This window comes from Inquilinus sp. (assembly GCF_039594555.1).
GTDB lineage: Bacteria > Pseudomonadota > Alphaproteobacteria > DSM-16000 > Inquilinaceae > Inquilinus.
Genome location: NZ_JBCNNF010000180.1, coordinates 1 through 13,673, shown reverse-complemented (window position 1 = coordinate 13,673; position 13,673 = coordinate 1). Strand labels below are relative to the sequence as shown.

Annotated in this window: 10 protein-coding genes; 3 read left to right on the top strand and 7 right to left on the bottom strand. The window is 70.1% G+C overall.

What is annotated here, in order from left to right:
* The 4 genes from ABDW35_RS19465 to ABDW35_RS19450 all read right to left on the bottom strand — a co-directional run.
* Positions 1-2,850, bottom strand: a 2,850-nt coding sequence (locus tag ABDW35_RS19465; protein ID WP_343715538.1) for an efflux RND transporter permease subunit, incomplete at its 3' end; no start/stop codon positions are given.
* A gap of 13 nt (positions 2,851-2,863) precedes the next feature.
* Positions 2,864-4,003 (bottom strand): efflux RND transporter periplasmic adaptor subunit, encoded by a 1,140-nt coding sequence (locus ABDW35_RS19460; RefSeq protein WP_343715537.1) that lies wholly within the window; start codon positions 4,001-4,003, stop codon positions 2,864-2,866.
* A 15-nt stretch (positions 4,004-4,018) separates the two neighbouring features.
* Entirely contained in the window at positions 4,019-5,530 is a 1,512-nt protein-coding gene (locus tag ABDW35_RS19455; protein WP_343715536.1) for an efflux transporter outer membrane subunit, read from the bottom strand.
* Positions 5,531-5,616: 86 nt separating this feature from the next.
* Complete coding sequence (locus ABDW35_RS19450) at positions 5,617-6,225, bottom strand: hypothetical protein (protein WP_343715535.1); 609 nt, start codon at positions 6,223-6,225, stop codon at positions 5,617-5,619.
* A gap of 215 nt (positions 6,226-6,440) precedes the next feature.
* Between ABDW35_RS19450 and ABDW35_RS19445 the strand changes: the two genes are divergently transcribed.
* On the top strand, positions 6,441-7,169 hold the full coding sequence (locus ABDW35_RS19445) for a response regulator transcription factor (protein WP_343715534.1): 729 nt from the start codon (positions 6,441-6,443) through the stop codon (positions 7,167-7,169).
* A complete protein-coding gene (locus ABDW35_RS19440; RefSeq protein ID WP_343715533.1) occupies positions 7,166-8,452 on the top strand; it encodes an ATP-binding protein in 1,287 nt (428 codons plus the stop codon). The genes ABDW35_RS19445 and ABDW35_RS19440 overlap by 4 nt, the downstream gene beginning before the upstream one ends.
* 11 nt (positions 8,453-8,463) lie before the next feature.
* Here the strand turns inward: ABDW35_RS19440 and ABDW35_RS19435 are convergent, their stop codons facing one another.
* A complete protein-coding gene (locus tag ABDW35_RS19435; RefSeq protein ID WP_343715532.1) occupies positions 8,464-10,017 on the bottom strand; it encodes a right-handed parallel beta-helix repeat-containing protein in 1,554 nt (517 codons plus the stop codon).
* A gap of 347 nt (positions 10,018-10,364) precedes the next feature.
* Between ABDW35_RS19435 and ABDW35_RS19430 the strand changes: the two genes are divergently transcribed.
* Positions 10,365-11,846 carry an MDR family MFS transporter gene (locus ABDW35_RS19430; protein ID WP_343715531.1) on the top strand — a complete coding sequence of 494 codons (1,482 nt, stop codon included), beginning with the start codon at positions 10,365-10,367 and terminating at the stop codon, positions 11,844-11,846.
* A 210-nt stretch (positions 11,847-12,056) separates the two neighbouring features.
* Here ABDW35_RS19430 and ABDW35_RS19425 read toward each other — a convergent pair whose 3' ends face one another.
* Positions 12,057-12,956: a LysR family transcriptional regulator gene (locus tag ABDW35_RS19425; protein WP_343715530.1), complete on the bottom strand. Its 900-nt coding sequence runs from the start codon at positions 12,954-12,956 to the stop codon at positions 12,057-12,059.
* A 50-nt stretch (positions 12,957-13,006) separates the two neighbouring features.
* On the bottom strand, positions 13,007-13,673 hold a 667-nt coding region (locus ABDW35_RS19420; protein ID WP_343715529.1), incomplete at its 5' end, for an NmrA family transcriptional regulator.

The following is a 13,673-nucleotide window of genomic DNA, read 5'->3' as shown; positions in this document are numbered from 1 at the left end:
CCGCAGCCGGATCGAGGCGGCGCCCTCGATCGCCTCGCGCTTGCTCCTGCCCGCCTGCTGCAGGCCGTTGGCGACCTCGACGATCAGGATGCCGTGCTTGCTGATCAGCCCCATCAGCGTCACCAGGCCGACCTGGGTGTAGATGTTCATCGAGGCGCCGCCGACGCCGACGCTGATGAAGGCCAGCGCGCCGGCGATCGACATCGGCACCGACACCAGGATGATCAGCGGGTCGCGGAAGCTGTTGAACTGGGCCGACAGCGCCAGGAAGATGATGACCAGCGCCAGGGCGAACATCTGCACCAGGCCGCTCGATTCCTGCACCGCCTGGCGCGACTGGCCGCCGTAATCGACCGAGTAGCCCGGCGGCAGCGTCTTGGCCGCGAGGTCGTTCAGCGCCGCCAGCGCCTGGCCGGTCGACACACCCGGCGCCGGCACGCCCGAGATGGTGGCCGAGTTGAGCTGCTGGAAATGCGAGATCGCCCGCGGCGCCGCCTCGGTCCTGATCGTGGCGATGGCGGAGAGCGGGATCTGCGTGCCGTCCACCGCGGTGATCGGATAGTCCAGGATCTGCCGGGTGGTCAGGCGCGAGACCTGCTGCACCTGCGGGATCACCTGGTAGGACCGGCCCTCGATGCTGAAGTAGTTGACGTAGCCGCCGCCGAGGATCGCCGCCAGCGCGCTGCCGACAGTGTTCATGGTCAGGCCCAGCTGGGCCGCCTTGTCGCGGTCGATCACGATCTCGGCCTGCGGCTTGTCGATCTGCAGGTCGCGGGTCAGGAAGATGAACAGGCCGGTCTTCTGCGCCGCCTGCTGGAAGGTGTTGGCGACGTCGTTCAGCTCCTGGAAGCCGCCGGTGGTGCCGATCGCGAACTGGATCGGCAGGCCATTGCTGCCCGGCAGCGGCGCCGGCTGGAAGGCGACGCTCTGGGCCGCGGCGATCCTGGCGATGTCCTGCTGCAGCAGGCCCTGGATCGTGCCGGCGGTGCGCTCGCGCTCGTCCCAGGGCTTCAGCACCTGCACCGCGATCGAGGTCGAACTGCTGTCGATGCCGAGCGTGTGGTCGGTCTCGGGATAGGCGCGCATCGCCTTCGCCACCTGGTCGGAGCTCGACGCCTTCTGGTCCAGCGAGGCCTGGGGCGGGTTGGTGGTCGAGACCAGCACCGCGCCCTGGTCCTCGTTCGGCGCCAGCTCGGTCGACGCGCCGGCATAGAGGAAATAGATGCTGCCCAGCACGATGGCGGCGAAGACCAGCGTCACCGGCACGGTGTTCAGGCTGCCATGCAGCATCCGCTGATAGGGCCGCCGGATGCCCTCGAAGCGCCGGTCGATGAAGTCGGTCAGCCGCTCCTCCCAGCCGCTGCGGTCGGTCAGATGCGGCTTCAGGATGCGCGAGCACATCATCGGCGTCAGGGTCAGCGCCACGATCATCGACACGGTGACGGCGCCGACGAGGGTGAAGGCGAATTCGGTGAACAGCGCGCCGGTCAGCCCGCCCTGGAAGCCGATCGGGACGTAGACGGCGACCAGCACCACGGTCATGGCGATGATCGGCCCGACCAGCTCGCGCGCCGCGTCGATCGCCGCCTGCAGCGGCGTCGCCCCCTCCTCGATATGGCGGTTGACGTTCTCGACCACGATGATCGCGTCGTCGACCACCAGGCCGATCGCCAGCACCAGCGCCAGCAGGGTCAAGAGGTTGATGGAGAAGCCGAAGGCCAGCATCATCGCGAAGGTGCCGACCAGCGATAGCGGGATCGCCACCGCCGGGATGAAGACCGAGCGCGGCGAGCCGAGGAACAGGAACACCACCAGCACGACGATCGCCAGCGCCTCGACCAGGCTGGACACGACCTCGCTGATCGAGCTGGTGACGAAGGCGCTGGAATCGTAGATCACGCTGGCGCGCAGCCCGTTCGGCAGCTGCGCCTGGATCCCGGGCATCGCCGCCTTAACCCCGGCGACGACGTCCAGCAGGTTGGCGGTCGGCGCCACCTGGATGCCGACGAAGACGCCGGTGTTGCCGTCCACCGTCGACCGGCCCTCATAATCCTGGGCGCCGAGCACGACGTTGCCGAGGTCCTTCAGCCGGATCACCGCGCCGTTCGCCTGCTTGACCACCAGGTTCTTGAACTGCTCGACATCGTGCAGGTCGGTCGAGGCGGTCAGCGTGATCTCGGTCATCCGGCCCTTGGTGGTGCCGACGCCGGAGATGTAGTTGTTGTTGCTGAGCGCGGTGTAGACGTCGGTGGCGGTGAGGCCGTAGCCGGCCAGCTTGTCGGGGTCGAGCCAGACGCGGAGCGCGAACACCTTCGACCCCAGCAGCTCCGCTGTCTGCACCCCCTGCACCGCCTGCAGCTTGGGCTGGACGACGCGGGTCAGGTAGTCGGTGATCTGGTTCGCCGCCAGCACGTCGGAGTAGAAGCCGATATACATGGCGTCGATGGTCTGGCCGACCGAGAGCGTGATGGTCGGCTGCTGCGCCGCCGAGGGCAGCTGGTTGATCACCGAATTGACCTTGGTGTTGATCTCGGTGACAGCGGCGTCGGAGTTGTAGTTCAGCCGCAGGTTGACGGTGATGGTCGAGACGCCGCTGGTCGAGGATGACGTCATGTAGTCGATGCCGTTCGCCTGGGCGATGGCGTTCTCCAGCGGCGTGGTGATGAAGCCGGCGACCACGTCCGGGTCGGCGCCGTAATAGGTCGTGGTCACGGTGACGACGGCGTTCTCGGTCTTCGGATACTGTCGCACCGCCAGCGACTTGTACGACTGGTAGCCGAGGACGACGATCAGCGCGCTGACCACCAGCGCCAGCACCGGGCGCCGGATGAAGAGGTCGGTGAATTTCATGACGGCGGCGCTCTCAGCTCGGGTCCGCCACGGGCGGGTAGGGGTCGTTCGGCGGCATCACCGCGTTGTTGATCGTGACCGGCGAGCCGTTCTGGAGCTTCAACTGGCCGGAGGTGACGACGGTGTCGCCCTCCTTCACCCCCTTGGTCACCGCCACCTGGTCGCCGCGGGCGCCGCCGGTGACGACGAAGGTCTGCTGCACCGTCTGGTGCGGCGCGGTGCCGGAGACGATGTAGGCGATGTCGCCATAGGGGTTGGTGACGATCGCCGTCGCCGGCAGGGTGACGTAGCGCTGCGGCGCGCCGACCTGCACCGACGCCTTGGCGAACATGCCGGGCAGCAGCAGATGGTCCGGGTTGGCGAAGCTGGCCCGCACCGTCAGGCTGCGGGTGCTGCTGTCGACCAGCGGGCTGATCGCGGTGATGGTGCCGCCGAAGCCACGGCCGGGATAGCCGTCCAGCGTCGCCGTCACCGCCTGCCCCGGCTTCAGCTTGGCCAGCGCCTGCTGCGGCAGGGTGAAGTCGAGCAGGATCGGGTCCAGCGACTGCAGCGTCACCATGGCGGTGCCGGCGGCGAGATACTGGCCGAGATCGACCTGGCGCGTGCCCAGCCGGCCGGCGAAGGGCGCCTTGACCGTCTTCTTGTCGATCAGCGCCTGCTGCGCCGCCACCTGGGCCTGGTTGCTCTTCAGCGTCGCCAGGTCGCTGTCGACCGTGGCCTGGCTGACGCCCTGGGCCTTCAGCTGCCGCAGGTCGCGGTCATAGGTGAGCTGGGCGTTGTCCGCGGCCGCCTGGTACTGGCGCAGCGTGGCGATATCCTCCTCCGCCCGCAGCTGCACCAGCGGCGCGCCGGCGGCGACGTCCTGGCCGTCCTGGAAGCTGAAGGATTCGACGATGCCGGAGACCTCGGAGGACAGGTCGGCGCCGTTCACCGCCCGGAAGCTGCCCACCGCCTCCAGTGTCTCCTGCCAGTCGCTGGCCGCGGCCTGGATGGTCGACACCGTCTGCGGCGGGTTGCTGAGGGCGGCGATCGCCTGCGCGATCATCTTGCCCTTGAAGGCCTGGAACCCGAAGATCCCGCCCAGGATCACGCCGATCACGATCAGCATGACCACCATGCGGAGGATCAGCGAAGCCGTTCTGCTCTTGGCCATGTCTCTATCCGTCGATCAATCGGGCAGGCTAGGCGTGGGCTGCTTGCGGTCCGTCGGGACGTCGCTGCGGTTCCACCAGCCGCCGCCCAGCGCCTGGTACAGCGCCGCGGTGTCGCTGAGCCGCGCCGCCTGGGCCTGGATCCGGCTGATCCGGGCGTTCAGCAGGGCGGTCTGCGCGGTCAGCACGGTGGTGTAGGTGGTGGCGCCGGCCTGGTACTGGCTGCGGGCGATATTGAGGCTGCGCTGGGCCGCCTGCTCCGCCGCCAGCTGCGCCTTCAGCGTGTCGGCGTCGTACTGGATCGCGTGCAGCGCGTCGGCCACGTCCTGGAAGGCCGACAGCACGGTGCTGCGATACTGCGCGGCGGCGATGTCGAAGCCGGCTTCGGCCGCGCGCTTGTCGCTCAGCAGCGTGCCGCCGTCGAAGATCGTCTGCACCACCTTGCCGGCGATGTTCCAGGCCACGGTGCCGGGCGAGAACAGGTCGCCGAAGCTGCTGGCGCTGCTGCCGTAGCTGGCGCTGAGCGTGATCTGCGGCAGCATGTTGGCGATGGCGACGCCGATCTTGGCGCTGGCGCTGTGCAGCTGCGATTCAGACGACCGGATGTCCGGCCGCTGCTCGACCAGCTGCGACGGCAGGCTGAGCGGCAGGTCGGCCGGCAGGGTCAAGGACTTCAGTTCGAAATCGTCGCCCGAGATCTCGCTGGGGAAGCGGCCGAGATAGACCGCCAGCTGGTTGCGCTGCTGTGCCAGCTGCTTCTGCAGCGGCGGCAGCAGCGCCTCGTCCTGCGCCACGGTGGCCTGCTGCGCCGCGACGTCGGCCTGCGAGATGCCGCCGAGGGCGAACTGCTGCTGCAGGATGCCGAGGAAGGACCGCTCGGTCCTGATGATCTCCTCGGTCGCTGCGATCTGTGCCCTGAGCGAGGCCTCCTGGATCGCCGCCGTCACCACGTTGCTGGCGATGGTCAGGTAGCTGGCCTCGAGCTGGAAGCGCTCGTAATCGGCCGTGGCCTGCAGCGATTCGATGTTGCGCCGCGTGCCGCCCCAGACGTCGAGGTCGTAGGACACGTCCACCGAGGCGTTATAGACGTTGTAGACCGAGGTCACGGTGCGGGTGCCGCCGGTCGCCGTCGCCCCGGTGCTGTTGCTCTGCTCCCGCGTGCCGGAGGTCGAGCCGCTGACGGTCGGGAACAGCGCCCCCTGCCCGGCCGCGACATTCTCCTGCGCCTGGCGCAGCGTCGCCTGGGCCGACTGGATGTCGGGGTTGGCCTTCAGCGCCTCCGCCACCAGCCGATTCAGCGTGTCCGACTTGAACACGCGCCACCAGTCGCCCGGGATGTCCCGGCCGTTCTGGATGCGCTGCGCGCCGCCGCCCGGCACATTGGCCGAGGCGGTCTGCGCCAGCGGGGTCCCGGGCGTGTACTGGCCGACGCCCGGCGCGGCCGGACGCTGGAAATCGGGGCCGACCGCGCAGCCCGCCAGGATCAGGGCGGTGAGCGATGCAACGCCCCGCAGCAGATGAGTCTTCACGATGATCGTCAGTCTCGGAAACGGGCAGAAACCATCGGGCCGGCCCGGGTGCGTGGGGGGAACACCGGGCCGGCCCGACCGGTCCGTCAGCCGGCGTCGGGCGCCGGGCGCTCGGCCGGAGGGGCGAAGCGCTGGTCCTGCGGACCGGGACCAGGAAGAGGACGAGGCGGCCCCATGTGGCCTTCGGCCTGCTGCAGCAGGGCGATCTGCTCCGGCGTCAGCGTCCGGCGCAGCGTGGCGATCGCGGATTTGAGCCGCTCGGCGGTCTGGGCGCGGTCGATCACGGTATCGGCCAGGTGCTCGGAGCGGCCGAAGGCGTCGGGCTGCCGGTCGCCGTCGGCGGGCGGCCGGGGCGGCGCCATCAGGGCCAGCAGCGCGCTGGTGTAGTCGCGCCAGGCGTCGAGCTGGTCGGCGCGGATGCCGGCGATGGTCTCGAGGCCGGCGAGGTCCTGGGCGAGCTTCATGCGGAAATCCGGGCGGAGATCCGGGCCGCGGCGCCAGGCAGGCCCGTCGCCGGGCCGGGCCGGGCCGAACCCGTCCGGCCCCGGCGGCGGGGCATCCGGCGCGGCGGCCTGAATCGTGTTGACGTTGACCGGGTCGGCCAGGGCGGTGCCGCCGGGGCTCATCACCGTGCCGAGGGTGAGACCGATGACACCGGCCGTCGCAACACCGATGATGGCGACAGTGGATTTCATCGACAGCCTCGCTCCTGTTGCTGTGAACGAGGCGAAGCTAGGACCGCCGTGTTTCCGCCCTTCGTCCGCCCATTGCCGAATGTGAACCGCCAGAGGAAATTGGTTGCCCAACGTTGCCAGCCGGCCGCCGGCAATACTCCGTTGCACAAAACCCATCGCCGCCTGTCTTCGGCGCCGTAAAGATCACGACAACAGACTTGGCGATTGCCCGACCGATGCAGAATTCTCCCCATATCCTTGTCGTCGACGACGATCCCGAGATCCGTCGTCTGCTGGGCCGCTATCTCGACGGCCAGAACTTCCGGGTCACCCTGGCCGCCGACCGGCGCGAATGCGAGGAGCGGCTGGCGGCGGGCCGGATCGACCTGCTGGTGCTCGACGTCATGCTGCCGGACGGCTCGGGGCTCGAGATCTGCCGCGAGCTCAGCCGCCGCAAGCCGCATCTGCCGGTGATCCTGCTGACCGCGCTGAAGGAGGATGTCGATCGCATCATCGGTCTCGAGATCGGCGCCGACGACTATCTGGGCAAGCCGTTCAACCCGCGCGAGCTGGTGGCGCGGATCCGCGCCGTGCTGCGGCGGACGGGATCGGCCGCGCCGGATGAGGCGCCCCAGCTGGGCCACTACCGCTTCGCCGGATTCGTCGCCGACCCCGCCACCCGCCGCATCGTCGACGACACCGGCGAGCAGGTGATCCTGACCGGCGCGGAGTTCGAGCTGCTGCTGGCCTTCCTGGAACGGCCCGGCCGGGTGCTGTCGCGCGACCAGCTGCTGGACCTGACCCAGGGGCGCGAGGCGGAGCCGCTGGACCGGTCGATCGACGTGCTGGTCAGCCGGCTGCGCCGCAAGCTGGGCGACGGCGGCCGGTTCCAGATCTTCAAGACGGTGCGCAACGGCGGCTACCAGCTGGCGGTCGCGGTCGAGCAGACGAGGGACCCCGCGTGAACACGCTGCGCGCGCGCATCATCCTGCTGCTGGCGGTGGCCATCATCGCCGTGGTCGGCATCGCCAGCTTCGTCGCCCTGCTGCTGCTGCGCGAGCCGTCGCCGGCCCGCACGGTCGAGCCCTTCGCCCGCCACATCCGGCTGATCGCCGACCTGGTCGAGAACGGCATCGGCCCGGCCGACAACCCCGGGCGGGCGGCGGATTTCGAGCTGCATCCGAACCCGGCGCCGGGGGAGCGGGACCCGCGCGGGACCGAGCTGCTCGAGGACGCGATGCATGTGGGCGGGCCGGCGCTGCCGCTGGTCATCACCCGGCAGTCGCCCGACATGCCGGGGACCCTGTCGGTGCAGATCGATCCGCGCCGCTGGCTGTGGCTGAAGATGCCGGACCTGCCGATCCCGCAAGGCGTGCCGCTGGCCTTCGCCGGCTGGATGCTGCTGCTGGTGCTGGGCGCCATCGGCATCGCCGCGGTCGCCGCCGACCGCGCGGTTCGGCCGCTGGCGCTGCTGGAGGGCACGATCGGCCGGATCGGGCCGGACGGCGCGCTGCCGGAGCTGCCGGAGACCGGCACGGCCGAGATGAAGACCGCCGCGCGGGCCCTGAACCGCCTGTCCGCCCGGCTGCGGGCGGCGATGGAGAGCCGGATGCGCCTGGTCGCCGCTGCCGGCCACGATCTGCGCACGCCGATGACGCGGATGCGGCTGCGCGCCGAGTTCCTGCCGGATGAGGAGCGCGAGGCCTGGCTGCGCGACCTCGACGAGCTGGACCGCATCGCCGACAGCGCCATCCGGCTGGTGCGCGAGGAGGTCGAGGGCGGCGACGCCGAGCCGCTGCGGCTGGACCGGCTGGTCGAGACCGTCTGCGCCGAGCTGGCCGAGCAGTCGCTGCCGGTGACGCTGCTGCGGGCCGCGCCGGTCTCGGTCAAAGCCGGGCCGCTGGCGCTGAAGCGGGCGCTGCGCAACCTGGTGATCAACGCCGCCACCCATGGCCGCGGGGCCGAGGTGGCGCTGGACGTGGCCCCGGGCGAAGGCATGGGCGAGGCCCGCATCGTCATCACCGACCACGGCCCCGGCATCCCTCCGGAGCTGCTGGCGCGGGTGTTCGAGCCGTTCTTCCGGGTCGACCCGGCGCGGCGCCAGACCGTGCCAGGCGCCGGGCTGGGCCTGGCCATCGCCAAGGAGATCGTCGACCGCAGCGGCGGCCGGATCGAAATCGCCAACCGCCCCGCCGGCGGCCTGGTCCAGACCGTGACGCTGCCGGTGAAGGACGCGGCGGTGGGCTGACCCGGCGGCGGCTAAGGTGTCCGCGTGCTGCCCTTGTCCTGGCCGAAGGGCGCGGCCCGCCATTGGGCGAAGGTCAGGATGTCGTCGTCGCCGCCCCAGGCTGTGGCGAACCGCCAGTTGCCGGTGTAGCGGTTGTTGAAGAAGCGGTTGCCGTTGCGGAACATCACGTCGTTCTGGACACCCTCGACGGTGTAGGGCGACCAGCGGATGTTGTCGGCGCCGGTCGCCATCAGGGCCTGGACGCCGCAATAGGTGCCGAAGCATGGCACGACGCGGCTGTCGAAGCGGAATTCGTTGCCGCTGACCTCGATATTCGCGCTGTGCCAGCGGCAGTCGGTGCGGTACGGGGCCTTGGCGATCTGCGTGTAGCAGGGATGCTTGGCGTTGATCGGGTTCGGATAGGTGGTGTTGAGCGGCTCCGGGATCACCGTCGGGGACACCAGCGGCGTGCAATACTCCGTGCTGGTATTGCCGTTCGAGTTGCAGAACCGGTTGGCGTTCTCATAGATCGACACGCCGGAGAAATTGTCCTCGAAGTAGTTGTTGGCGATCCGGATCTTCGCCGCGCCGGATACGGCGGAGGCCAGGCGCGGCTCGCCGCCCGATTCCGACAGGTAGATTGCGGCCGCGGGAGAGCCCTGGTTGTCGTGGCCCTTCTTCCAGGCGTTCCGGCGGAAGCTGTTGCCGCGGATGGTCGCGTTGTAGCTGATCTCGTACCAGAGGCCCTCGTCGGTGTTGGCCTCGATCAGGTTGCCTTCGAACAGGAAGTCGATGTTGTTGGTGTCGGCCCACAGGCCGACGCTCTTGTTGCCGTGCACCCAGTTGGCGGTGACGCGGGCGCCCCTGACGTCCCAGAACTTGCCGCCGCCGGTGCAGCCGCAGCCGTCGTCCCGCCGCTCCCAGTCGTCGGTGTTGTTGCCGGTGATCTCATTGTGATCGAGCACGATGCTCTTGATCGAGGAATCGCCGTTGACCGGCGGCTTGTACATGCTGAAGCCGTACTGGCCGTTGTTCTTCAGGCAATTGTAGCGCACCACATTGCCGCTGCCGATGAACACCCCGGCCCCGTCATTGCCGATGATGGTGTTGTGCTCGACGGTCCAGTTCGACCCGGCGTCGTGGTTGACGACGCCCTCATCCTTGTTGTCGAGGCCGCGGCCGAAGTTCCGGATGGTGAGATAGGCGACGGTCACGCCGCGGACGTTGCCGGTGAAGGCATAGAGGTTGCGGTGGTGCCCGTCGATGATCGCCCCCGGCGCGCCGACATATTTCGTGTTGGTCCGGGCGATGATCTGGTCGTAGAGGCCGGTCCCGAGGGTGTGCACCCCGGGGGCGAACCAGAAGGTCGCGCCCGGACGGTTGAAGTCGAAGGTGCGGTTGCTGCCCGCCGGCACCACCACCGCGCCGCTCGGCGCCGTCGCCGGCCCGTTGAGGATGCCGGCATTGCCGCAGATCGCGGCCGGCGGTGTCGTCGGCCAGGGCGGCGTGGCCTGGGGCGCAGCACCGGATTGCGCCTGCGCGACGGAGGCCACGAGGCCCGGGACGATCGCAAGTGCCAGGCCCATCAGGCGCCGGCCCCGCCCCGCGAGACGCAGGAGCGGCGCGATCCTGTCGACAATGGCCATGGTTCCCCCCAAATCTTTGCGATTGACGCAAATACATTCCTTTTCTCCGCCGCGGCGGAGTTCTTGAATCCATACAGCAATCGCGAACCGGACAGAAGCCGCGCCCGCTTTCATTCCTATATCCGCCAGCGAACTCGTCCCGGCCTCCGGTCATCGTCGCGGCCGCCTTCCGACGGGTGGCCGTCCCGTCCGCATCCCTGCTCCCGGTGCTTCGCCGCCCTCCCCGCTGGCGCAAGCCGCTAGGATGGGCCGCCCCGACTCGCGCGGGGCGGGAGGAAGCAGCAAGAATGACGACCCTGACCCCGTCCGAGACCCACACCATCGTGCTCGGCGCCCTGCTGGCGCTGTTCCTGTCGGCGCTCGACCAGACCATCGTCGCCACCGCCCTGCCGTCGATCGGGCGCGAGCTCGGCGATTTCGAGCTGATCTCCTGGGTCGTCACCGCCTATCTGCTGACCTCGACCTGCGCCACGCCGATCCTCGGCAAGCTCAGCGACCTGTATGGCCGCCGGCTGATGCTGCTGGGCTGCCTGGTGGTGTTCCTGGCCGCCTCGGCGCTGTGCGCCCTGTCCAGCTCGATGACCATGCTGATCGCCTCCCGCGCCCTGCAGGGGCTGGGCGGCGGCGGCCTGCTGACCCTGGCCCAGACGGTGATCGCCGACGTCGTGGCGCCGCGGGAGCGCGGCCGCTACGCCGCCTATTTCGCCACGGTCTGGGCCGGCTCCGCCCTGATCGGCCCGACCCTGGGCGGCGTCCTCACCCAGTATGTCGGCTGGCCCTGGATCTTCTGGATCAACCTGCCGCTCGGCCTGCTGGCGCTCGGCATCGTCGACCGGGCGCTGCGCAAGCTGCCGGTGCCGCGGGTCAAGGCGCGGATCGATTTCGTCTCGATCGCCCTGCTCACCCTCGGCACCACCGCCCTGCTGCTGGGCCTGTCCTGGGGCGGAACCGCCTTCCCCTGGGCCTCGCTGCCCGTGGTCGCCGCCGTGGCGCTGGCGGTGCTCGGCGGCTGGCTGTTCTTCCGCCGCCAGGGCCGGGTGGCCGAGCCGATCCTGCCGCCGCGCTTCCTGGGTGACGCCGTGGTCGGGCCGGTGCTGCTGTCGGTCTTCCTCGCCTTCGGCGGCTATCTGGTGCTGGCGGTGCTGGCGCCGACCTATCTGCAGGTGGCGCTGCGGGCCGGCACCGGCGAGGTCGGGCTGATGATGATCCCGCTGATGATCTCGACCACCGTCACCGCCTCGCTGTCCGGCCGTTCCATCACCCGCACCGGCACCTATCGCCGGCCGCCGGTGATCGGCCTGCCGGTGGCGATCGCGGCGGCGCTGGTGCTGGCGGCGCTGGCGACCCATGCCACGCCGCTGGTCGCCTCCGGCCTGCTGATGATCGTCGGGCTCGGCGTCGGCCCGATCTTCCCGGCCAGCATGGTGGCGGCGCAGAACGCGGTGACGGTGCGCGACCTGGGCGCGGTGACCGGCGCCGTCGGCTTCTCCCGCGCCCTCGGCGGCGCCATCCTGGTCGCCGCCGGCTCGGCCCTGGTGCTGGGTCTGATCGTGGCCTGGAGCCCGTCCGTCGCCTCGGTCTCGGGGCTGGAGGAGCTGGTGCGCCGCCCGTTGGACGAGGCCGAGCGCGGCCATGTCGCCCGCGCCTTCGCCGTGCTGTTCGCGGCGGTGGCGGCGGTGTTCGCGCTGAGCCTCGTGACCTATCTGCGGGTCGAGCAGCGCCCGCTGCGCAGCAAGACGCATGGCGGCGCCGAGGGCGGGGCGGGCTAAAGCTCTAACGTGTTGCCTCTCCCGCTTACGGGACCTTTTCACAACACCCATTCCCTCGCCGTCATTGCGAGGAGGCGAAGCCGACGAAGCAATCCATGCCTCCGCTCTTGCGGCACGATGGATTGCTTCGCTGCGCTCGCAATGACGGGGTTGGAATTCGGAAAAGGCCCCGCTGGCGGGAGAGGCAACACAAAGACCTTCTGGCGGTCCCTAGAGGCCAGGCCGCCGCTCCCAGATCGGCTCCCTGGCGAAGCGCTCGACCAGGAAGTCGACCACCGCCCGCACCTTCGGCGCCAGGTTGCGGTTGTGCGGCCAGACGGCGTAGATCGCGCCGAACGGGTTCTCGTATTCGGTCATCAGCGCCACCAGCCGCCCGGCGGCGATCTCCGGCCCGACGATGAAATCCGGCGACAGCGCCAGTCCGGCGCCGGCCCGCAGCGCCGCCAGCGTCACCTCGCCGCTGTTGGCGCGCAGCCTGCCGTCGACCCGCACCGTCTCCAGCCGCCCGTCCGGGCCGACGAACTCCCACTCATTCTGGTCGGTGGCGTAGCTGTAGAGGATGCAGTCATGCTGCAGCAGGTCGGCCGGCACTCGCGGCACGCCGCGGCGTTCGAGATAGGATGGTGCTGCGCAGAGCAGCCGCCGGCACGACGCGATGCGCCGGGCCACCAGGCTGGAATCCTGCAGCCGGGTGATGCGGATCACTAGGTCGAAGCCCTCGGCCACGACATCGACGAAGCGGTCCTCGAACAGCGCCTCGATCCGCAGCTCGGGCCAGCGCGCCAGCATTTCCGGCACCAGCGGCGCCAGGTATTCGCGGCCGAAGCTGGCCGGCGCGTTCAGCCGCAGCACGCCGCGCGGCTCGGCCGAGAGATGGGTGATCGCCCGCTCCGCCTCCTCCACCTCGCGGGCGACGCGCCGGCAACGCTCGTAGAAATCCTGCCCGGCATCGGTCGGGCTGAGGGTGCGGGTGGTGCGGTTCAGCAGGCGGGCGCCCAGCCGGTCCTCCAGCTTGGCGATCTGCTTGCTGACCGCGGATTTCGACAGCCCCAGCCGCGCCGCCGCCGCCGAGAAGCTGCGGCTGTCGACGACCTGGGCAAAGACGATCATGGCGCCGGGCATATCCATCCGGCGGAGGGTCTACGAGGCGAAGCGCGGGGTCAACGATCCTGCGGCCGGCCGCGCACCAGGGCGGCGATGTAGTCCCGCAGCGTCACCGACCCGCGCACGGGGTCGTCCGGCATCTCGAAGCCGCCGTCGACGCCGGCCGCGGTCATACGGGCAAAGGATCGCGCGGCGGGCTCGGAGAAGCCGAGGCCGCGAAAGGTCTCCTCCCACCTGTCGCGCGGGATCTCCTGCACCTCGACCGGTCGGCCGAGCGCCGCGGCGAAGGCGGCCGCCACATCTGCGGCGGAATAGCGCTCCGGCCCCTCGACATAATGCAGGCCGGTCCGCTCCACCGGCTCGGCCAGCCAGCGCGCGGCCGCCTTGCCGAGATCCTCGGGCGCCACCATCGGGATCCTCAGCCTGGCCGGCAGCATGCTCGGCAGGACACCGCCCGCCCGCACCGCCTCCAGCGACGGCGCCCAGTTGCTCATGTAGTAGCCGCCGCGCTGGATCACCGCCGGGATCGGCTGCGCCTTCAGCCCCTGCTCGAGCCCGTACAGCACGGTGAGGTCGCCGACCCGCTCGCCCGGCTGCGCGCCATAGGCCGATGCGGCCACCACCTTCTCCAGCCCGCAGCCATCGAGCGCCGCCAGGATGCAGCGCACCGTCTCGCGCTCCCCGGCATCGGTGTCGGTCGAGACATCGGCCGGCGGGTTGAGC